The sequence below is a fragment of the Streptomyces sp. NPDC031445 genome, from assembly GCF_055581365.1.
Map to the genome: position 1 here is coordinate 164,764 of NZ_JBVIJO010000011.1, position 17,711 is coordinate 182,474.

21 protein-coding genes are annotated in these 17,711 nt (G+C 72.4%); 12 read left to right on the plus strand and 9 right to left on the minus strand.

Annotated elements, in window-relative coordinates; genetic code table 11:
• Window positions 1-151 precede the first annotated feature (151 nt).
• Both ACZ5DC_RS27260 and ACZ5DC_RS27265 read left to right on the plus strand, forming a co-directional pair.
• Window positions 152-406 carry a hypothetical protein gene (locus ACZ5DC_RS27260; RefSeq protein WP_468656942.1) on the plus strand — a complete coding sequence of 85 codons (255 nt, stop codon included), beginning with the start codon at window positions 152-154 and terminating at the stop codon, window positions 404-406.
• Window positions 407-440: 34 nt separating this feature from the next.
• Complete coding sequence (locus tag ACZ5DC_RS27265) at window positions 441-815, plus strand: DUF952 domain-containing protein (protein ID WP_468656944.1); 375 nt, start codon at window positions 441-443, stop codon at window positions 813-815.
• Between the two features lie 68 nt (window positions 816-883).
• Here ACZ5DC_RS27265 and ACZ5DC_RS27270 read toward each other — a convergent pair whose 3' ends face one another.
• The 3 genes from ACZ5DC_RS27270 to sodN form a co-directional block, all read right to left on the minus strand.
• Window positions 884-1,300 carry a VOC family protein gene (locus ACZ5DC_RS27270; protein ID WP_366751966.1) on the minus strand — a complete coding sequence of 139 codons (417 nt, stop codon included), beginning with the start codon at window positions 1,298-1,300 and terminating at the stop codon, window positions 884-886.
• 35 nt (window positions 1,301-1,335) lie between these two features.
• Window positions 1,336-1,737 (minus strand): helix-turn-helix transcriptional regulator, encoded by a 402-nt coding sequence (locus ACZ5DC_RS27275; protein WP_014674927.1) that lies wholly within the window; start codon window positions 1,735-1,737, stop codon window positions 1,336-1,338.
• Between the two features lie 153 nt (window positions 1,738-1,890).
• Window positions 1,891-2,286 (minus strand): superoxide dismutase, Ni, encoded by a 396-nt coding sequence (sodN, locus tag ACZ5DC_RS27280; RefSeq protein ID WP_373910347.1) that lies wholly within the window; start codon window positions 2,284-2,286, stop codon window positions 1,891-1,893.
• Between the two features lie 144 nt (window positions 2,287-2,430).
• Between sodN and sodX the strand changes: the two genes are divergently transcribed.
• Complete coding sequence (gene sodX / locus ACZ5DC_RS27285; RefSeq protein ID WP_366752079.1) at window positions 2,431-2,865, plus strand: nickel-type superoxide dismutase maturation protease; 435 nt, start codon at window positions 2,431-2,433, stop codon at window positions 2,863-2,865.
• On the opposite strand, the gene ACZ5DC_RS27290 is transcribed toward sodX, so the two are convergent.
• Window positions 2,769-3,398 carry a CGNR zinc finger domain-containing protein gene (locus tag ACZ5DC_RS27290; RefSeq protein WP_468656947.1) on the minus strand — a complete coding sequence of 210 codons (630 nt, stop codon included), beginning with the start codon at window positions 3,396-3,398 and terminating at the stop codon, window positions 2,769-2,771. The two genes, sodX and ACZ5DC_RS27290, sit on opposite strands and share 97 nt — an antisense overlap.
• 100 nt (window positions 3,399-3,498) lie before the next feature.
• Between ACZ5DC_RS27290 and ACZ5DC_RS27295 the strand changes: the two genes are divergently transcribed.
• Window positions 3,499-4,257, plus strand: coding sequence for a class I SAM-dependent methyltransferase (locus tag ACZ5DC_RS27295; RefSeq protein ID WP_468656949.1), 759 nt, complete (start codon window positions 3,499-3,501; stop codon window positions 4,255-4,257).
• Window positions 4,258-4,406: 149 nt separating this feature from the next.
• Here ACZ5DC_RS27295 and ACZ5DC_RS27300 read toward each other — a convergent pair whose 3' ends face one another.
• The 3 genes from ACZ5DC_RS27300 to ACZ5DC_RS27310 are packed head-to-tail and all read right to left on the minus strand — an operon-like array spanning window position 4,407 to window position 7,141.
• The gene (locus tag ACZ5DC_RS27300) at window positions 4,407-5,213 is read right to left on the minus strand and encodes an amino acid ABC transporter ATP-binding protein (RefSeq protein WP_468656951.1); all 807 of its coding nucleotides are present in this window, start codon (window positions 5,211-5,213) and stop codon (window positions 4,407-4,409) included.
• Window positions 5,210-6,145: an amino acid ABC transporter permease gene (locus tag ACZ5DC_RS27305; protein ID WP_366751964.1), complete on the minus strand. Its 936-nt coding sequence runs from the start codon at window positions 6,143-6,145 to the stop codon at window positions 5,210-5,212. Before ACZ5DC_RS27305 ends, ACZ5DC_RS27300 begins: the two co-directional genes overlap by 4 nt.
• 36 nt (window positions 6,146-6,181) lie before the next feature.
• On the minus strand, window positions 6,182-7,141 hold the full coding sequence (locus ACZ5DC_RS27310; RefSeq protein ID WP_468656954.1) for an ABC transporter substrate-binding protein: 960 nt from the start codon (window positions 7,139-7,141) through the stop codon (window positions 6,182-6,184).
• 563 nt (window positions 7,142-7,704) lie between these two features.
• Between ACZ5DC_RS27310 and ACZ5DC_RS27315 the strand changes: the two genes are divergently transcribed.
• The 4 genes from ACZ5DC_RS27315 to ACZ5DC_RS27330 all read left to right on the plus strand — a co-directional run bounded on the left by ACZ5DC_RS27315 (window position 7,705) and on the right by ACZ5DC_RS27330 (window position 11,089).
• Window positions 7,705-8,928 carry an NAD(P)-dependent malic enzyme gene (locus tag ACZ5DC_RS27315; RefSeq protein ID WP_468656956.1) on the plus strand — a complete coding sequence of 408 codons (1,224 nt, stop codon included), beginning with the start codon at window positions 7,705-7,707 and terminating at the stop codon, window positions 8,926-8,928.
• A 283-nt stretch (window positions 8,929-9,211) separates the two neighbouring features.
• Complete coding sequence (locus tag ACZ5DC_RS27320) at window positions 9,212-10,177, plus strand: zinc-binding dehydrogenase (RefSeq protein WP_468656958.1); 966 nt, start codon at window positions 9,212-9,214, stop codon at window positions 10,175-10,177.
• Between the two features lie 130 nt (window positions 10,178-10,307).
• Entirely contained in the window at window positions 10,308-10,517 is a 210-nt protein-coding gene (locus ACZ5DC_RS27325) for a helix-turn-helix domain-containing protein (protein WP_014674937.1), read from the plus strand.
• The gene (locus ACZ5DC_RS27330) at window positions 10,517-11,089 is read left to right on the plus strand and encodes a Clp protease N-terminal domain-containing protein (RefSeq protein ID WP_468656960.1); all 573 of its coding nucleotides are present in this window, start codon (window positions 10,517-10,519) and stop codon (window positions 11,087-11,089) included. The genes ACZ5DC_RS27325 and ACZ5DC_RS27330 overlap by 1 nt, the downstream gene beginning before the upstream one ends.
• A gap of 91 nt (window positions 11,090-11,180) precedes the next feature.
• On the opposite strand, the gene ACZ5DC_RS27335 is transcribed toward ACZ5DC_RS27330, so the two are convergent.
• Window positions 11,181-12,203 (minus strand): PadR family transcriptional regulator, encoded by a 1,023-nt coding sequence (locus ACZ5DC_RS27335; RefSeq protein ID WP_468656962.1) that lies wholly within the window; start codon window positions 12,201-12,203, stop codon window positions 11,181-11,183.
• Window position 12,204: 1 nt separating this feature from the next.
• Entirely contained in the window at window positions 12,205-13,188 is a 984-nt protein-coding gene (locus ACZ5DC_RS27340; protein ID WP_468656964.1) for a DUF4097 family beta strand repeat-containing protein, read from the minus strand.
• 177 nt (window positions 13,189-13,365) lie between these two features.
• Between ACZ5DC_RS27340 and ACZ5DC_RS27345 the strand changes: the two genes are divergently transcribed.
• The 4 genes from ACZ5DC_RS27345 to ACZ5DC_RS27360 all read left to right on the plus strand — a co-directional run bounded on the left by ACZ5DC_RS27345 (window position 13,366) and on the right by ACZ5DC_RS27360 (window position 17,708).
• A complete protein-coding gene (locus ACZ5DC_RS27345) occupies window positions 13,366-13,545 on the plus strand; it encodes a DUF6104 family protein (RefSeq protein ID WP_014674941.1) in 180 nt (59 codons plus the stop codon).
• A gap of 129 nt (window positions 13,546-13,674) precedes the next feature.
• Window positions 13,675-14,085, plus strand: a complete 411-nt coding sequence (locus ACZ5DC_RS27350; protein ID WP_468656966.1) for a CU044_2847 family protein — start codon at window positions 13,675-13,677, stop codon at window positions 14,083-14,085.
• Window positions 14,082-16,508 (plus strand): VMAP-C domain-containing protein, encoded by a 2,427-nt coding sequence (locus ACZ5DC_RS27355; RefSeq protein ID WP_468656968.1) that lies wholly within the window; start codon window positions 14,082-14,084, stop codon window positions 16,506-16,508. Before ACZ5DC_RS27350 ends, ACZ5DC_RS27355 begins: the two co-directional genes overlap by 4 nt.
• Before the next feature lie 186 nt (window positions 16,509-16,694).
• Entirely contained in the window at window positions 16,695-17,708 is a 1,014-nt protein-coding gene (locus ACZ5DC_RS27360; RefSeq protein WP_468656970.1) for an AAA family ATPase, read from the plus strand.
• Window positions 17,709-17,711: the final 3 nt, after the last annotated feature.

A 17,711-nucleotide genomic window follows, 5' to 3' on the forward strand; every position in this document is an offset into this window, starting at 1 on the left:
CGGCTCCTGACCCCGTGCGGTCATCGGGAGGTTCCGGCCAGGCGGCCCCCGCACACCCCGACGGTGTGCGGGGGCCGCCGATCCTTCCCCACGGACGTCGGGGCCGTCGCGGGAAGGCGCGCCGAGGGCGCCACCGCTCTACGCTGAGGGCATGGACAGCGAGGACCACGCCTGTCCCGTCTGCGGACAGCCCGTGGAAACGGTCGTCAAGCGGCACAAGACCCTGGGCGCCTGGGTACCGGTCTGGGGCCCCGGGCCCTGCCGCAACCCCGGCTGCGCGACGTACGACGAGACCGGCACCCGGGCCGCCGGGCAGGAGCGTTCCGCCGGTGCGCAGGCCCGGCCGGGCGGCCGCAGCGGTCCGCGGGGCCCGTCGGCGTCGGGCACCGGGAACAGCGACGTCTGAGCGCCCGGGGGCGGGGGCGCCGTAGCGTGGGCGCATGCCGAAACTGCCGTACATCCTGCACATCACCGAGCGCTCCCTGTGGGAGGCGGCGCGTGAGCGCGGCGCCTACGAGATGTCCACCAGGGGCCGCACCCTCCAGGAGGAGGGCTTCCTCCACTTCTCCACCCGCGAGCAGCTCCCGCGCATCGCCGACTTCCTCTACGGCGGCTACGACGGCCCGGACGAGCTGGTCGTGCTGGTCGTGGACCCGGCGCGGGTCGGCGTTCCGGTGAGGTACGAGTCCGCCGAGCCGGGCGGGGAGGAGTTCCCGCACGTGTACGGGCCCGTACCGTGCGAGGCGGTGGTGGACGTGGAGCCGTGGAAGCGGCACGGCGGGCCGGAGCGGGGGGCGGGGAAGGCGGACCGCTGACACACCGACGGACGCGGCGCCCGTACCGCCTCAGCGGGCGGCGTCGGCGCGGAGCCGGCGGGTGGGGTTCAGCGCGTGGGACGTTCGATGAAGCGCAGCTGGTTGCCGGCCGGGTCGCGGAAGGCGCAGTCGCGCACCCCGTACGGCTGGTCCATCGGCTCCTGGAGGACGTCGGCGCCGGACTCGCGGACCCGCGCGTACAGCGCGTCGCAGTCGGGCGTGGTGAAGATGACGCCGCGCAGCAGGCCCTTGGCGAGGAGTTCGTTGAGCGCCTGCTTGTCGGCGGGGGAGGCGTCCGGGCTCGCGTCCGGCGGCTCCAGGACGATCTCCACGTCCGGCTGGAGCGGGGAGCCCAGGGTCACCCAGCGCATCCCCTCGAAGCCCACGTCGTTGCGGATCTCCAGGCCGAGCACATCGCGGTAGAAGGCGATGGCCTTGTCGTGGTCGTCCACGGCGAGGAAACACTGCGCGAGTTTCACGTCCATGGACCCACCCTAGGACCGGGGGGCGGGATCGCGCCTCAGTACGGGCGGCGGCGCGGCCGGGTCAGCCTGCGGGCCACACAGGGCGGGATCGCCGCGGTCTCCTCGTGGTCGCGGGCGCGGTAGGCGCTCGGCGTCTCGCCGACCAGCTCGGTGAACCGGGAGCTGAAGGAGCCGAGCGAGGTGCAGCCGACGGCGAGGCACACCTCGGTCACGCTGAGGTCGCCCCGGCGCAGCAGGGCCTTGGCCCGCTCGATCCGCCGGGTCATCAGGTAGCCGTACGGCGTCTCCCCGAACGCCTTGCGGAAGCTGCGCTGGAAGTGGCCCGGGGACATGAGGGCGTCACGGGCCAGCTCGGTCATGTCGAGCGGCTCGGCGTACTCGCGGTCCATGCGGTCGCGCACGCGCCGCAGCCGTCTCAGGTCCTCCAGGGCGGTCACCCGCCCAGCTTCGCACGGACCCGCGTCACGGAGGGCGGGGAAAAGACCGCACCCGGTCCGCGAGGACGCCGTGGACGGCGGACTGCGGGCCGGGTGCGGGCCGGGGAACTGCCGCGGTCCGGGGAACCGCGGGTCGGAAGGCGCGAAACGAACTCAGGCCTTCTTGGTCTCCCAGAAGATCTTGTCGATCTGGGCGATGTAGTCCAGCGCCTTCTGGCCCGTGGCCGGGTCGGTGGACGCCTTGGCGGCCGAGAGGGCCTTCAGGGTGTCGTTGACGAGCTGGTGCAGCTCCGGGTACTTCTCGAAGTGCGGGGCCTTGAAGTAGTCGCTCCAGAGCACGGAGACGTGGTGCTTGGCCAGCTCCGCGCGCTGCTCCTTGATGATGGTGGCGCGCGTCTGGAAGTGGGGGTCGTCGTTACCGGCCATCTTCTCCTGGACGGCCTTCACCGACTCCGCCTCGATGCGGGCCTGGGCCGGGTCGTACACGCCGCAGGGCAGGTCGCAGTGGGCGCTGACCTTGACCTTGGGGGCAAACAGGCGGGAAAGCATGGAGCATTCCTTCCTCGTGATCGTCTTCTCAGGTGCGACATTACTCCCTGTGGAAGGCGATTTCTCGGGTGCCCCCTAGGGCTTAGGACAAAAGTCCAGGGTGAGACTGAGACTGTGGAGGAACGGACCGGGGAGGTGCCGGGGATGCCGGAGCTGTCGCAGGAGACCGAACGGGGGAGGGCCGGGGCGCCCTTCGGACTGGCCGAGGTGACCGGCCCGTCCATGGTGCCCACGCTGCACCACGGGGACCAGTTGCTGGTGCGGTACGGAGGGGTGGTCAGGCCCGGGGACGTCGTGGTCCTGCGCCATCCGTTCCAGCAGGACCTGCTCGTCGTCAAGCGGGCCGCGGAGCGGCGCGAGGGCGGCTGGTGGGTGCTCGGCGACAACCCGTACGCGGGCGGGGACAGCACGGACTACGGGGTCGTGCCGGAGGAGCTGATCCTCGGGACGGCCAGATTCCGCTTCCGTCCGCCGCCGGCCGGTCAGCGCTCGCCGCTCGCGCTGCTGCGCTGGGCGCTCTCGGCGGCGAGGCCGTTGCTGCCCGACCGGTCGGCCTCCAGGCGCTTGCGGGCGCGGTAGGCGGCGACGTTGGCGCGGGTGGCGCAGCGGTCCGAGCAGTAGCGGCGGGAGCGGTTGGTCGAGGTGTCCAGGTAGGCGTTGCGGCACGGGGCGGCCTCGCACAGGCCGAGCCGGTCGACGCCGTACTCGGTGAGGTGGAAGGCCAGGCCCATCGCCGCGATCGCCGCGTAGCCGGCGGTGGCGTTGGACGGGTGGTCGGCCAGGTGCATGTGCCACAGCGGGCGGCCGTCCTCGTCGCGGTGGTCGTGCCCGGAGATCTGCGGGCTGACCGGGAACTCCAGCAGCAGGGAGTTCAGCAGGTCCACGGCCAGGGTCTCGTCGCCCTGGTCGGCGGCCTCGAAGACCCCGCGCAGCCGCGCCCGGACCGAGCGGAAACGCGTGACGTCGGCGTCGGTGGCGCGGCGGGCCGCCGACGCGTTGTCGCCGAAGAGATCGCGGACGGCCTCGACCGTGGTCAGGGTGTCCCTGCCCCGGGCCGGTTCCTCGCTGTTGACGAGACGTACGGCGTAATCCGAGTAATAGGCCAGTTCCACTTGTAGTCCTTACGGAGGCGCTTTATCGTCGGGTCTGCGGTCGGGTAACAGCCGGTCGTGCTTCCAGGGTATTACGCGAACCGAGGGGAGTCGGGGTTCCATGACGACGAGTACCGGGACCGACTGGGCGGCTTGGCAGGAGAGCTGGGACCGGCAGCAGGAGTGGTACATGCCGGACCGTGAGGAACGGTTCCGGATCATGCTCGACATGGTCGAGGCCCTCGTGGGCACGGCCCCCCGCGTGCTGGACCTCGCGTGCGGCACCGGCAGCATCACCGCCCGGCTGCTGCGCCGCTTCCCCGACGCCACCAGCACCGGCGTCGACCTCGACCCCGCGCTGCTCGCCATAGCCCACGGCACCTTCGCCGGCGACGACCGGGTCACGCTCGTGACCGCCGACCTGAAGGACCCCGACTGGCCGGCCGGGCTGCCGTACGACTCCTACGACGCCGTACTGACCGCCACGGCCCTCCACTGGCTGCACAGCGAACCCCTCGCGGCCCTCTACGGTCGGGTCGCGGGGCTGGTCCGCGACGGCGGTGTCTTCATGAACGCGGACCACATGATCGACGACGCCACGCCCCGGATCAACGCGGCCGAGCGCGCCCAGCGCCACGCCCGCATGGATCAGGCCAAGCGGGACGGCGCCCTGGACTGGGCCGACTGGTGGCGGCTGGCCGCCCAGGACCCGGTCCTCGCCGAACCGACCGCCCGCCGCTTCGAGATCTACGGCGAACACGCGGACGGCGACACGCCGTCGGCGGCGTGGCACGCGCGCACCCTGCTCGCCCAGGGCTTCACCGAGGCCCGGCCGGTGTGGTGCTCGCCCTCGGACACGCTGCTCCTCGCCGTCAAGTAGCCGGCGCGCGGCAGGCGCGCGGGGCGGTACGCGAGAGGGGCGGTACGAGAACGCGTACCGCCCCTTCCTCTCGCACGCCTTCGCCGGGGCGGGCGCCGCGAGGACCGGACCCGCACCCGCCGCGGCGCACCCGCCTGCGAGCGGCAGCCTCAGAGCACCTTGGACAGGAACGACTGCGTCCGTTCGTGCTGCGGGTTCGTCAGGACGTCCCGCGGGTGGCCGGATTCCACCACCACGCCGTCGTCCATGAACACCAGGCTGTCGCCCACCTCGCGGGCGAAGCCCATCTCGTGGGTGACGACGACCATGGTCATGCCGGACTCGGCGAGGTCCCGCATGACGTCCAGGACGTCACCGACCAGCTCCGGGTCCAGGGCCGAGGTCGGCTCGTCGAACAGCATCAGCTTCGGGTCCATCGCCAGCGCCCGGGCGATCGCCACGCGCTGCTGCTGGCCGCCGGAGAGCTGCGAGGGGTAGTGCCCGGCCCGGTCGGCCAGGCCCACGCGCTCCAGCAGCTGCATGGCGCGCTCCCTGGCCTGCGCCCGGTTCGCGCCCTTGACCTGCACCGGCGCCTCCATGACGTTCTCCACGGCCGTCATGTGCGGGAACAGGTTGAAGCGCTGGAAGACCATGCCGATGTCCCGGCGCTTCATCGCGACCTCGCGGTCGCGCAGCTCGTACAGCTTGTCGCCCTGCTGGCGGTAGCCGACCAGCTCGCCGTCGACGTACAGCCGCCCGGCGTTGATCTTCTCCAGGTGGTTGATGCACCGCAGGAAGGTCGACTTGCCGGAACCGGAGGGGCCGATGAGGCAGAACACCTCGCCCGGCCTGACCTCCAGGTCGATGCCCTTGAGCACCTCGACGTGGCCGAAGGACTTGTGGACGTCCTGCGCCTTGACCATCGGGACCGTGCCCTCGGCCGGGGCGCCTTGATCCTTGCTCAGCTTGTCGCTCATGCCATGCCCCCCTTGGGCCGGCCCAGGGAGAGCATGTTGGTCCTCACCTTCTGCCACGGCGTCGGCGGCAGCTGGCGGCTGGAGCCGCGGGCGTAGTACCGCTCGATGTAGTACTGGCCGACGCTCAGCACCGAAGTCATGATCAGGTACCAGGCCGCGGCGAGGAAGTACATCTCCACCGGGGCACCGGAGTTCTGGCCGATGTCCTGGGCGTAGCGGAACAGCTCGGGATACTGGACGGCCGCCACGAGCGAGGTCGTCTTCAGCATGTTGATCACTTCGTTGCCCGTCGGCGGCACGATCACGCGCATCGCCTGCGGGATGACCACCCGGCGCAGCGTCTTGCCGTGGCTCATGCCCAGCGCGTGGGCCGCCTCGGTCTGGCCCTCGTCCACCGCGAGCAGGCCCGCCCGGCAGATCTCGGCCATGTACGCCGCCTCGTTCAGACCCAGGCCGAGCAGCGCCGTCAGCAGCGGCGTCATGAAGTTCGACCAGTAGTCCTTGTAGAACGGCATCAGGTTGATGTACTCGAAGACCAGGCCCAGGTTGAACCAGAGGAAGAGCTGGACCAGGACCGGGGTGCCGCGGAAGAACCAGATGTAGAACCAGGCGATGGACGAGGTCACCGGGTTCTTGGACAGCCGCATCACCGCGAGGACGATGCCGCCGACGATGCCGATCAGCATCGACAGCACCGTCAGCAGGAGGGTCTTGCCGACACCGGTGAGGATGCGGTCGTCGAAGAAGTAGTCCGGCACCGCGTGCCAGTTGATCCGGCCCTGGCCGAACGCGTAGATGATCGCGACGAGGAGCGCGATCGCGATGACGGCGGAGACGTAACGTCCGTAGTGCCGGACCGGGATGGCTTTGATGGCCTCCGCGCCGGCCGGGGGCGTGTCCACCGGCCCCGCCTTCTTGTCGATGTCAGTCACGGGAATTGCCTCTCAGTGGCCGCTTGCCGCCGCGGGTCACTTGCCGCCGTTGATCACGGACTCCTTGACGGCGCCGTCTTGCGCGCCCCACTTCGAGAGGATCTGCTGGTACTCGCCGTTCTTGATGATCGCGTCCATCGCCGCCTTGAGCGCGTCGCGCAGCTGGGTCTCCTTCTTGGAGACCGCGATGCCGTACGGCGCCGCCTCGACCTGGTCGCCGACGATCTCGAAGTCCTTGCCGCCGCCGGAGGTCTTCACCGCGTACGCCGCCACCGGGAAGTCCGCGGACACGGCGTCCGCGCCGCCGGAGCGCAGCCGGGTCTGGGCCTGCTGGTTGTCGTCGAAGGCCTCGATGGCCAGCTTCTTGCCGCCCGGACACTTCTTGGCCTGCTCCTTGGCCAGGTCCTCCGAGGTGGTGCCGCGCTGGACGGCGAGCTTCTTGCCGCACAGGTCGTCCCAGGACGTGATGCCCTTGGTGTCGCCCTTGCGGGTGTATATGGAGACACCGGCGGTCAGGTAGTCGACGAAGTCGACGCCCTCGCCGACCTTCTTGCCGGTGTCCGGGTCGACGCCCTCCTGACGGTTCTTGTTGTCCGTCATGGCCGACATGGCGATGTCGTAGCGGTCCGAGCGCAGACCGGTGAGCAGGGCGTCGAAGGTGCCGTTCTGGAAGTCGAAGGTCACCCCGAGCTGCTTGCCGAGGGCCGCCGCCAGGTCGGGGTCCAGTCCGACGACCTTGCCGGCGGAGTCCTTGTACTCCACCGGCGCGTACGCGATGTCCGAACCGACCCTGATCGTGCCCTTGGTCCGGATGTCCTTGGGGAGCTTGTCGGCGAGCGGGGCGCTGCCGGCGGAAGCGCTGCCGGAGTTCTCGTTCTTGTCCTTGGTCTGGTCACCGCAGCCGGTGATCAGCAGGGCCCCTGCGACCGCGATCGCACCGGCCGCGGCCAGACGGGAGCGCGCTGCGGTCGTACGACGGGTGGAGCTTGCGGTCATCGTGGTTCCTCCGGCGGATGGGAAGAGGTGCCGATGGGTCGACGGAAACACACACCTTCGGGTGTCGCGACCTCGTGGGTTTACGGCATCTTGCCATTCGGTCTGCGCCATTCGAGGGCGTCGCTATGTCAAAATCGGATAACGGGTGACCCCCGAACCGCATCAGGTCGGTACATCCTTGGTCCATCACCACCGAACCATCTGCGGGAATCCGGCGCTCCGGCCGCAAAATCTTCAGCGTGTCTCAGGATGCGGTCACTCCCGCCGCCCCATCGGTCGGCCTTGGGTGTTTTCGGGCCATTCCGGTCCGCCGGTCGCGCGTCATCCGCGTGTCGTCTTCCGGTTCCGCGATGTGACCTTGCACCTAATGGACTCGTCGCGGGCGCCGTCCGTCCGGTAAGAAGGTTCTTTACACCCCTCATCCGGGGCTCAGGGCGCGTGTGCGGCGCGCCCGTCGCGTAGGAGCTCGTACGTATCCGCAATCGAGCCGTACGCGGTGCCCGCCCACCCCTCACCAGGAGTGGTCGACCCTCAAACCATGCATACCTAAGGGGTAAAACAAAGTGGCAGCGGAGATCGTCAATCCTCGCAGCGACGGCACAACGGACCAGGACGGCGGGGCCGAGCCCCTCGATTCCTTCGATCCGGCGTTCGCGCTGCACCGCGGCGGCAAGATGGCCGTGCAGGCCACCGTGCCGGTCCGCGACAAGGACGACCTTTCCCTCGCGTACACGCCCGGCGTCGCTCGCGTGTGCACCGCGATCGCGGAAACGCCGGAGCTGGTCAACGACTACACGTGGAAGTCCAACGTGGTCGCCGTCGTCACCGACGGCACGGCCGTGCTCGGACTCGGGGACATCGGTCCCCAGGCCTCCCTCCCCGTGATGGAGGGCAAGGCGATCCTGTTCAAGCAGTTCGGCGGTGTCGACGCGGTGCCGATCGCGCTCGACTGCACCGACGTGGACGACATCGTCGAGACCGTCGTCCGGCTCGCTCCCTCCTTCGGCGGAGTGAACCTGGAGGACATCTCGGCGCCGCGGTGCTTCGAGATCGAGCGCCGGCTCCAGGAACGCCTGGACATCCCGGTCTTCCACGACGACCAGCACGGCACGGCCGTCGTGACGCTCGCGGCGCTGCGCAACGCGGCGCGGCTCAGCGGGCGCGAGATCGGTCAGCTGCGGGCCGTCATCTCCGGCGCCGGCGCGGCCGGTGTCGCCATCGCCAGGATGCTGGTCGAGGCCGGCATCGGCGACGTGGCGGTGGCCGACCGCAAGGGTGTCGTGTCGGCCGGCCGGGAGGACCTGACCCCGGTCAAGCGCGAACTGGCCGGCTTCACGAACAAGGCCGGCGTCGCCGGCTCGCTGGAGGACGCCCTCGCGGGCGCCGACGTCTTCATCGGCGTCTCCGGCGGTACGGTGCCCGAGGAGGCCGTCGCCTCCATGGCCGAGGGCGCCTTTGTGTTCGCGATGGCCAACCCGGACCCGGAGGTGCACCCGGACGTGGCGCACAAGTACGCCGCGGTCGTCGCCACCGGGCGTTCGGACTTCCCGAACCAGATCAACAACGTGCTGGCCTTCCCCGGGATCTTCGCGGGCGCGCTCCAGGTGCGGGCCACGCGGATCACCGAGGGGATGAAGATCGCCGCCGCCGAGGCGCTGGCCTCGGTGGTCGGTGACGATCTCGCCGCCGACTACGTGATCCCGTCCCCGTTCGACGAGCGGGTCGCTCCCGCCGTCACGGCGGCGGTCGCCGCCGCCGCGCGGGCCGAGGGTGTGGCTCGCCGGTGACGTCGCGCTGAGCGGCGCGGTGTACTGCTGAGCGGGGCGCGAGGTGCCGACCGGCGCTTCGCGGTGCTGGGCAGTGCTTCGCGGCTCCGGGTGGTGCTGAACGGTCCCGTCCGGGTGGACGGGGCCGTTCCTCCGGTGCGGCGCCCGTGCCTTTCGAGGGGGCCGGACGGTGCCGTCCGGGGTGCCGGCGGTCATGCGCCGCACGGGTGCCGTCGCGCAAGAGGGCATGTGTCACAGGGGGTCCTGGTTCCGCCGGCCGCACCGCGCACCTATCGTCGGCAGCATGTTCGCTGTCTACGCCGCCCGAATCGACCGCGACCAGCCGCTCACCGGCCTCGAGTTGGGGGAGCGCCCGGCTCCCGAGGCCCGTCCCGGCTGGAGCACCGTCACGGTGCGGGCCGCTTCCCTCAATCACCACGACCTCTGGTCCCTGCGGGGCGTCGGCCTCCCGGAGGACCGGCTGCCCATGATCCTCGGCTGCGACGCCGCCGGGGTCGACGCGGACGGCAACGAGGTCGTCCTGCACTCCGTCATCGGCCAGACCGGCCACGGGGTCGGCCCCGACGAGCCGCGCTCCATCCTCACCGAGCGGTACCAGGGCACCTTCGCCGAACAGGTCGCCGTGCCGACCTGGAACATCCTGCCCAAGCCGAAGGAACTGTCGTTCGCCGAGGCGGCCTGTCTGCCGACCGCCTGGCTGACGGCGTACCGGATGCTGTTCACCAACGCCGGGGTACGGCCCGGTGACTCGGTCCTCGTGCAGGGCGCGGGCGGCGGTGTCGCCACGGCCGCGATCGTCCTCGGCAAGGCCGCCGGGCTGCGGGTCTTCGCCACCAGCCGGGACGCGGCCAAGCGGAAGCGGGCTCTCGAGCTGGGCGCGGTGGAGGCCGTGGAGCCCGGGGCCCGGCTGCCGCAGCGGGTGGACGCCGTCATCGAGACCGTGGGCGCCGCCACCTGGTCCCACTCCGTGAAGTCCCTGCGGCCCGGCGGGACGCTCGTCATCTCCGGTGCCACCAGCGGGGACCGGCCCTCGCACGCCGAGCTGACCCGGATCTTCTTCCTCGAACTGAAGGTCGTCGGCTCCACCATGGGCACCAAGGACGAACTGGAGGACCTGCTCGCCTTCTGCGCCGCGACGGGGGTGCGGCCCGTCATCGACGAGGAGCTGCCGCTGGACCGGGCCCGGGAGGGCTTCGAACGGATGGCTTCCGGGGAGCAGTTCGGGAAGATCGTGCTGACCAACTCCTGAGGGCCGGCGGGCCGTTGGGCTGTCGCGCCGAGGAGTCGAGAGGCGGGTCCGGGATGTCGGGCCCGCCTTTTCCGCGACGTGAATGTCAACTGGGGTTGACGCCTGCGAGGTGTCAACCTAAATTGACAGTATGAGTGAGGCAACCGATCTCGCCGAGCGCGCCGGTGACCGTGATCCACGGGTCGGACTGCGGGCCGTGGCCGCGCTGCGCCGGCTGCTGGAGCAGCTGGAGGCGGTACAGGTGCGCAGTGCGCGCAATCAGGGCTGGTCGTGGCAGGAGATCGCCGCGGAGCTGGGTGTCAGCAGGCAGGCCGTGCACAAGAAGTACGGGAGGCATTGATGTTCGAGCGGTTCACCAAGGACGCCCGGGCGGTGGTCGAAGGGGCGTACGTGTACGCGGAGAACGACGGGGCCCGGTCCGTGGACGCCGAGCACCTGCTGCTCGCGCTTCTCGACCGGGAGGGCAGCCGGGCGTCCTTCGCGCTGTCCGCCCTCGGGCTCGCGGAGCCGGGGGCGCGGGAGCGGGTGCGGCGCGATGTGGGTGAGGCGCGGCGGCGGGCCGGGCTGACCCGCGCCGACGCGGACGCGCTGGCCGGGCTGGGGATCGATGTGTCGGAGATCGTGGCGCGGGTGGAGGAGGTGCACGGCGTCGGAGCGATGTCCGGTGACCGGGGGCGGGGTGCGGGCCGGGCGGGGTGGCCGTCGGGCGGGCGGCGGCCCGGCTTCGGCCGCGGGGCCAAGGCGGTGCTGGAGCGGGCGTTGCGGGTTGCCCTGGCCCGGCGGGACCGGGGGATCGGGGATGAGCACCTGCTGCTGGCGCTCACCGTGCTGCCGGGGGTGGCGGGGGAGGTGCTGGCCGATCACGGGGTGACGTTCGAGGGGGTGTCCAGGGTGTGCCCGGCGGCGGGCTGACTGCGTCGGCTCCGGCCCGGGGTGTCGTCCCAGCCGCCCGCCCGGCTCGGTCGGCTGGGAGGTCCCCCCCGAGGCCCCCCGGGCCCCGGGGTCAGGGCTTGGGGGCGTGGAGCAGGGCTGCGATGCGGGCCGCCGCCGAGGAGAGGTGGTGGCGGGCCTCGCGGAGCTGGGTGGGAGTGACGCCGTGGTCGCGGGCCGCGTCGCGGATGTCGTCGCGGAAGCGGTCCAGGAGGCGGTCCAGGTCGCGGGCCGGGTCGCCGGTGGTGTCCTCGTGGGCCCAGGCGGGCTCGTAGTCGGCGGGAAAGTCCTCCTGGGGGGAGGTGTGGTGCGGCTCTTCGCCGGGGCGTCCGAAGGTCCAGTCCCTGCCGAAGCCCTTGCCGAAGTCCTTCCCGAAGTCCCCGAGCTCCTTGGCCAGTTCCGTCAGGCCGTCGCGGACGCCGGTCGGCCAGTCGCCGCGCGCGAAGTGGTCCTGGACCCGGCGGGCGATGCGCTGCATCTCCTCCTGCGCCTGGGCCCGCGCCCGTGCCTGCGCCTCCTGGGCCTGACGGCGGGCCCGCTCGGCCTCCTCGCGGGCCCGGCGGCTCTCGTCCTTGGCGCGCCGCGCCTGCTCCTTCCACTCCTGCTTGACCCGGCGCATCTCCTCCTTGGCGGTCTTCCAGGCCTCCTTCTCGCCCGTCTCCCCGTGCTCCCCGAAGGAGGGCCCGGCCCCGGACGCCTTGCTGCCGCGGCGGGCCTCGGAGGCGGCGGCGCGCACCTCGCGGCGCAGGTCACCGGCGGCGCCGCGCACGTCTGCCCTTATCTCGGCGGCGAGCTCCGCGACCGACTCGCGGATCTCCAGCTCCAGGTCGGCCAGCTCACCGCTGCGGTCGGCGAGTTCGGCGCGGCCCGCGTCCGTGATGGCGTACACCTTGCGCCCGCCCTCGGTGGTGTGCCGGACCAGGCCCTCCGCCTCCAGCTTGGCCAGGCGGGGGTAGACCGTGCCCGCCGAGGGGGCGTAGAGGCCCTGGAAGCGCTCCTCGAGCAGCCTGATCACCTCGTAGCCGTGACGCGGGGCCTCGTCGAGCAGCTTGAGCAGGTACAGGCGGAGGCGGCCGTGGGCGAAGACGGGAGGCATGTCAGAGCACCTTCTTGTCGGTCGTGCCGTCGGCCGGGTCGTCGGTGGAAGGGCCGGCACCAAAGGTGCCGTCGGTGTCCCCGGTGGCGTCCTGGCCGGAGACGGAATTGTCTCCCGGGGCGCCGGGGGAGTGGTCGGCCGGGTGGGGCTCGGTGTTCCAGAAGGCGCCCTCGTCGTCGTCCCGGGGCGGGCGGCGCAGCAGGGCGATCGAGCCGGAGACGGTGGTGGCGCGCAGTTTGCCGGTGCCGGCGCCGAGGCGGCCGGTGATCTTGTGCGCGCCCCACTGGCCGCGCACCCGCAGGCCGTCGAACGCGTTGGAGATCGTGCCGCTCGCGGTGTTCGCCTCCACCTCGGCGTCGGCCGGGTGCGGCAGGCGGATGGCGATCTCGCCCGAGACGCTGGTGAGGCCGATGTCCGTGGGGCCGTCCGGGTCCAGGTCGACGATCATGGAGCCGCTGACGGTGTCGGCGCGCACGGAGGAGCCGGAGCCCTCGACCACGGTCAGGTCGCCGGAGACCGAGTTGTACCGCAGGTCGCCGGTGACCGCCTGGGCCTCCAGGTTCCCCGAGACGGTGTCCGCGCGGACCGGCCCCGAGACGCCGACCAGGGTGGTGTCGCCGGTCACTCCCCTGATCACCGCGGGGCCGCGGACGCCGGAGACGACCGCCGCGGCGCCGACCACGCCCACCTCCACGCGCGTGTCGGCGGGCACCGCGAGGGAGACGACGGCGCTGCGGCGCCAGCCCTTGCGGTCGAGCCACTTGAGGAAACCCTTCCAGGGCAGGTCCTCGTAGGCCACGGTGAGGGTGGTGCCGTTCCGGGTGACGATCAGGGGCGGGCCTTCCAGTTCCGAGACCTCCAGGCGGGCCGAGCCCTCGTCCGTGCCCACCACGTTCACCGTGCCGTTGACGATGCGGACCTGGAGGTCGTGCACGGGGGCGTCGAAGGTCAGCTTCTGGGGTTCGGTGACGGACCACTCGGGCATGGGGGCCTCCTCGGCCGGGCGGGGCACGTGTCACGACACGCCATATCGCGTTCGCCACTACTCACGATATATCGTGGTCACGGGAAGTCAAGGCGCTCTTCCGGGGGACCCCCCGGCGGCGGCATAGGCTGGTGGGAGTTGTTGTCAGGGCGATGAATCTGCTGGAGATGGGCACCGATGTACTTCACCGACCGCGGTATCGAGGAGTTGGAGAAGCGGCGTGGCGAGGAAGAGGTCACCTTCGAGTGGCTGGCGGAGCAGTTGCGCACGTTCGTGGACCTGAACCCGGACTTCGAGGTGCCCGTGGAGCGTCTGGCCACCTGGCTCGCCCGGCTCGACGACGAGGAGGACGAGTAGGGCGGAGGGGGACGAGCGGGTCGCGCAGGGGGCGTTCACCGGCCGTATCCCCCGCCCGCTCCCCCCTTCCCCTCCCCCTCTCCCTCCCCGGGAGTTAGCCTTCTCCTCCCATCGGCGAACGGGGGCGTCATGGCTGGAGGAATCGAACGCGTGCGCCTGGACGACGGAACCGTCGTCTGGGTCAGGATCGGCGCCGCCGCCGAGGAGGCGCTGGACGAGGGCGGTTACCGGGACACCGGGCTCGGCGACCGGGTCATCGACATGGCGGGGGGACTGGCCGGCACGGTCGGTGGCGTCGTGCGCTCCCTGCGCGCCGGTCTGGACACGCCGGCCCCCGTCGAGGTATCCGTCAGCTTCGGTATCGAACTGACGGCGCAGTCCGGCAAGATCGTGAGCGCCATCGCCGAGGGCGGCGGCACCTCCTCCCTCACCGTGTCCCTGACCTGGACCGAACCGGCCGCGACGGCGGACGGCGCGGACCCCGCGACGGCGGGCGGCACGGTCGTACCGCCGCAGTCCCCGGCCCCCGGGGCCGTATGAGCGCCTTCGACGAGATGGTGCGCCCCTCCCTCGCGCGCATCGGCGCACCGGGTGACGGGTATGCAACGGACCGTGACTCGTACTGGGGGTCGGGGTTCTTCATAGCCCCGGGCTGGCTGTTGACCTGCGCCCACGTCGTGGGAAAGGGGGGAGCCGCGGTGTGCCGAGGGGAGAGCGCCCTGAGCGTGACCTGGCAGGAGCGCACCGCCGACGGCGCCTGGGAGCCGCGCGGCGGCACCGGGACGGCCGTCGTCGTCGCGCCCCGCCCCGAGCCCGGCGGCCCGGCCCGTGACCCCTGGCCGTTCCCCGACCTCGCGCTCGTCCGGGTGAGCGGCGCCGACGGGGTCCGCTGCCTGTGGCTCGGCGACCGGGAGGCCGGCCCGCTCACCCCGCTCGGGCTCTACGGCTGGTCGGTGCAGACCGGCGAGCTGGGCATCCGGCAGGGCAGCGGCGAACTCGCCGGGTCCGACGCCCGCGCGCTGCTGCTCACCGGCATCCTCCCCATCGGCGGGCTCTCCGGCGGGCCGGTGCTCGACCTGCGGCACGGCTCCGTCATCGGCGTCATCAAGGGGCGCCGGCGGGAGGAGGGCGTCGCCGTACCGGTCACCGCGCTGTACGAACTGCTGGACTCGCGGGAGGCCGGGCGCGCGGTGCGCGAGGTGCTGCGCGCCCACGACGTCCATCACGCGAGCCTCCTGGGCGCCCCCTCGTCATACCCGCACTGGACCGCCGTCCAGGCCGCCCTGCCCGGTCACGCGGCCTCCGTCTCCGGCGTCGGCACCGAGCTGCGCACACGGCTCTACGGCCACCTCGCGCACCTGCCGCCGCCCGCCGGAGCGGGTGAGGTCGTCCACCTCGTGGAGGACGTGAAGGAGCAGGTGCGCGGCGAACGGCTGCCGTCGCTGATGCTGCGGAACGTCCGCACCTGGCGCGAGGGCGCCGCGCTGCTGTACGGCCTGCGCGTGCTGGACCCCGGCGGCGGTGGAACGCTGGTCGACCTGGACGCCGTACTGCTGTACGCCGCCCACGTGGCCCGCCGGACCGCGCGCGAGCACACCGGAGAGGTGGACGCGGGACGGCTGCGGGCGTTCACCGAGTGGATAGCCGGGCAGGCCGCCGGCCACCGGCACTGGGCGGTCGGCAAGGCCATCGGCGCGCTGCTGGAGGGCGCCGCGTCCCGTGGGCCGTCCGGTGGCCCGTCGGGTGGCATGTCCGGTGGTCCCTCCGACGCGGTGCCCGTGTCGAACGGGGCGGTCGTGACTCCGGCGCAGGCCGTTCCGGCGCAGAACACAGCGGTCGACGTGCCGACGCCGGTCCGAGCCGTCGACGCACCGCCCACCCTCGACGCGCCGTCAGCCCTCGGCACTCCGCCCGCCCGCGACGCGCCGCCCACCGTCGGGTGCCCCGGCATCCCGTCACTCACCGGACCGGCGACCCGGCCGCACGTCACCGACCCCTCCCTCCGCGCCCCTTCCGCCGACACCCGTACCGACGTCCTCGTCAAGATCGGCCCGGCCACCTACGGCCGGCACCCCTGGAGCGTGCAGCTGATCTACGGCGGGCAGGACGTCACGCCGGTCGACGGGGACGACCGGGGCGTGCGGGCCGAGGAGCTGGCGCGGGTGCTGCGCGAGCCGTTGGCCAAGGCGCTGAACCAGGGGGACCACGGAGAGCATCTCGCCGCGATCGAGGTCTTCCTGCCCCGCAGGCTGTTCGACCTCCCGGTGGACGACTGGCAGTTGCTCCCCGACCCGCCCGCCGCCACGGCCGACCAGGCGGGGGAGGACGCCGGGGGCGTCGGGGGCGACGCGGAGGACGAGGCCGACGAGGACGACGACCTCGTGGACGAGCGGGCCCTGCCGCTCGGGATGCGGCGGACCGTCGTCGTCCGGGACATCCGGCGCAACGGCCTGCCGCCCTCCCCGGAGTGGCGCCGCCGCTGGAAGGGCGTCGCGCGCGGCCCCCTGGCGCACGGGACGCTGCACGGGCGGCCGGCCGACGAGGGGCATCCGCCGGGCGCCCGGGTGGGGGGCAGGTTCCCGTACTACGGCGCCCTGTCGGCGATGAGCGACGCGTCCGTGCCCGTCTACTGCGGTCCCGTCGGCAGCGGCGAGGGCTACGCGGCGATGCGGGACGCGCTGCGGTCCGGGCACGCGGTGGTGCTGTGGCGCCGCGACCTGCACGACCACGACGAGTGCGGGGACTTCCACCGGCAGGCCGCCGGCCTGCTGGGGCTCGCCGGTGACGCGGACGGGCTGCACGGTCCGCTCCGCGACCTGCGCATCCGCCTGGCCGACCCGGAGACCGCCCGGGCGCACGGCCTGCGCGGCAAGATGGCCGTACTGCTCGACCCGCCGCCGGACCGGACGCCGTACGGGACGGAGAGCATGCGGCCGCCGCCGCTGGCCGCGCCCGGCGGCTGACCCGCCGGCGGCCCGCCGCTCCCGGTGGACGTCCCGTCAACTCTCCCGAGTCGTACGGCTGTTCGCGGGAAGGGGGAGGGGGCGCCGTACGCCGCGAACCTCGGCGGGCGCGGCCGACGGGCGGTAGCCTCGTACGTCGGACGGCCGGGCCCGCTGCATGATCACCAGAGCCGGGAGGAGCCCAAGGTGAACGACTGGCGGATCTACCGCGGAGTGGGTCAGCCGCACGACGGCATGCGACGGTTGCCGGCGCCGCCGCCCTGGCGTGACTTCGCCGCCTCCCGGGACGGCGCCGACAGCGGCCCGGAGGATCCCAGCAGCGCCCGTCGGCTCGGCGTGCGCCGCCGGCTGGTCGAGAACTACGCGCCCCGGCCGGCCGAGGTCGACGCGGTCAACGCGGCCCTCTACCTGCGCCGGCCGCTGCTGGTCACCGGCAACCCGGGGACCGGCAAGTCGACCCTGGCCTACGCGATCGCCCACGAACTCGGCCTGGGCAAGGTGCTGCGCTGGCCCGTCGTCAGCCGGACCACCCTCCAGGACGGCCTGTACCGGTACGACGCCATAGCCCGCCTCCAGGACGTCCAGCTGGAGCGCGCCGGCGGCGACGACCGCGGTGCCGCGGCCTCCGGGATCGGCTCCTACATCCGCCTCGGGCCGCTCGGCACCGCGCTCCTGCCCGCCCCGCGGCCCCGCGTCCTGCTCATCGACGAGCTGGACAAGAGCGACCTCGACCTGCCCAACGACCTGCTGAACACGCTGGAGGAAGGCGAGTTCTCGGTCCCCGAGCTGGAACGGCTGGCCGACCGGGAACCGGTCGTCGAGGTGCTCACGCACGACGGCGACCGGGTGGCCGTGCGCGGCGGGCGCGTCGCGTGCACCGCGTTCCCGGTGATCGTGATGACCTCCAACGGCGAACGCGACTTCCCCGCCCCGCTGCTGCGCCGCTGCGTCCAGCTCGAACTGGACCCGCCCGGCGAGGAGCAGCTCACCGCCATGGTCGAGGCACACCTCGGCACGGACGGCGTCGCCGCCGGCAGCGACCTCATCCGCCGCTTCCTGGAGCGGGAACCCGGTGAGGTGCTCGCCGCCGACCAGCTCCTCAACGCCCTGTTCCTCACCCAGCACGATCCGCACGCCCAGGGCCTCACCCGGGAGCGGATCGCCGAGATGCTGATGCAACCGCTCGACCGTACGAGGTGAGAG

Coding starts and splice junctions, on each gene's coding strand:
- ACZ5DC_RS27345 (WP_014674941.1), top strand. CDS start 13,366: ATGTACTTCACCGACCGCGGTATCGAGGAGTTGGAGAAGCGGCGTGGC.
- ACZ5DC_RS27325 (WP_014674937.1), top strand. CDS start 10,308: ATGAGTGAGGCAACCGATCTCGCCGAGCGCGCCGGTGACCGTGATCCA.
- ACZ5DC_RS27265 (WP_468656944.1), top strand. CDS start 441: ATGCCGAAACTGCCGTACATCCTGCACATCACCGAGCGCTCCCTGTGG.
- sodN (WP_373910347.1), bottom strand. CDS start 2,286: ATGCTTTCCCGCCTGTTTGCCCCCAAGGTCAAGGTCAGCGCCCACTGC.
- ACZ5DC_RS27260 (WP_468656942.1), top strand. CDS start 152: ATGGACAGCGAGGACCACGCCTGTCCCGTCTGCGGACAGCCCGTGGAA.
- ACZ5DC_RS27350 (WP_468656966.1), top strand. CDS start 13,675: ATGGCTGGAGGAATCGAACGCGTGCGCCTGGACGACGGAACCGTCGTC.
- ACZ5DC_RS27340 (WP_468656964.1), bottom strand. CDS start 13,188: ATGCCCGAGTGGTCCGTCACCGAACCCCAGAAGCTGACCTTCGACGCC.
- ACZ5DC_RS27300 (WP_468656951.1), bottom strand. CDS start 5,213: ATGAGCGACAAGCTGAGCAAGGATCAAGGCGCCCCGGCCGAGGGCACG.
- ACZ5DC_RS27270 (WP_366751966.1), bottom strand. CDS start 1,300: ATGGACGTGAAACTCGCGCAGTGTTTCCTCGCCGTGGACGACCACGAC.
- sodX (WP_366752079.1), top strand. CDS start 2,431: ATGCCGGAGCTGTCGCAGGAGACCGAACGGGGGAGGGCCGGGGCGCCC.
- ACZ5DC_RS27355 (WP_468656968.1), top strand. CDS start 14,082: ATGAGCGCCTTCGACGAGATGGTGCGCCCCTCCCTCGCGCGCATCGGC.
- ACZ5DC_RS27295 (WP_468656949.1), top strand. CDS start 3,499: ATGACGACGAGTACCGGGACCGACTGGGCGGCTTGGCAGGAGAGCTGG.
- ACZ5DC_RS27320 (WP_468656958.1), top strand. CDS start 9,212: ATGTTCGCTGTCTACGCCGCCCGAATCGACCGCGACCAGCCGCTCACC.
- ACZ5DC_RS27330 (WP_468656960.1), top strand. CDS start 10,517: ATGTTCGAGCGGTTCACCAAGGACGCCCGGGCGGTGGTCGAAGGGGCG.
- ACZ5DC_RS27310 (WP_468656954.1), bottom strand. CDS start 7,141: ATGACCGCAAGCTCCACCCGTCGTACGACCGCAGCGCGCTCCCGTCTG.
- ACZ5DC_RS27335 (WP_468656962.1), bottom strand. CDS start 12,203: ATGCCTCCCGTCTTCGCCCACGGCCGCCTCCGCCTGTACCTGCTCAAG.